Source organism: Paenalicyclobacillus cellulosilyticus (genome assembly GCF_014647315.1).
Taxonomy (GTDB): Bacteria; Bacillota; Bacilli; order Alicyclobacillales; family Alicyclobacillaceae; genus Alicyclobacillus_J; species Alicyclobacillus_J cellulosilyticus.
This window is the reverse complement of the sequence record NZ_BMOY01000154.1, coordinates 1-586: the sequence shown is the minus strand read 5'-3', so window position 1 is coordinate 586 and position 586 is coordinate 1. Positions and strand designations below refer to the sequence as shown.

Annotated in this window: 1 protein-coding gene; it reads left to right on the top strand. The window is 43.5% G+C overall.

Going from position 1 to position 586, the window contains the following annotated elements:
- The coding region (locus tag IEX97_RS13320; RefSeq protein WP_188883557.1) for an FAD-dependent monooxygenase at window positions 1-586 on the top strand (586 nt) is incomplete at both ends.

The window sequence follows — 586 nt, the reverse complement described above, 5'->3', positions numbered from 1 at the left end:
CGAATGATTGGAGAAGCTAGGTTAGGAAATATAATTCGGGAGGACGTTATTAAACATGCCCTTTTACAGCGTGCAGTGGCATTAGGGATAACCTTAATTCCGAATAATAAAGTATGCTCTATACAACATTTAGATTCGGGTGTTCGTTTAACGTGTGAAGAAGGAGATTTCGAGGCCCAACTTTTAATTGTTTCAGATGGTGGCTTATCCAAAACACGCGATAAACTCGGAGTAACGCTTACCACATGGCCTTATCATCAACATGCTTTAGTGGCGACGGTTTGTGTGGAGTATCCTCATGAGGCAACAGCCTATCAAGTATTTAATGCGGATGGCCCACTGGCTTTTTTACCGTTAAAAGATCCCCATACTTGTTCAATCGTTTGGTCCACCACCCCAAAACGGGCTGAGCGTTTGTTAACTCTGGATGAAGCACAATTTAATCAGGAACTCACCCAGGCCTTTGCAGCAAAACTCGGCCTATGTGAGCTCATAGATAAACGGCATCAATTTCCTTTGGTGATGCGCCATGCTAATCAATATCAAGGAACGCGATGGCTTTTAATGGGTGATGCTGCGCATACTA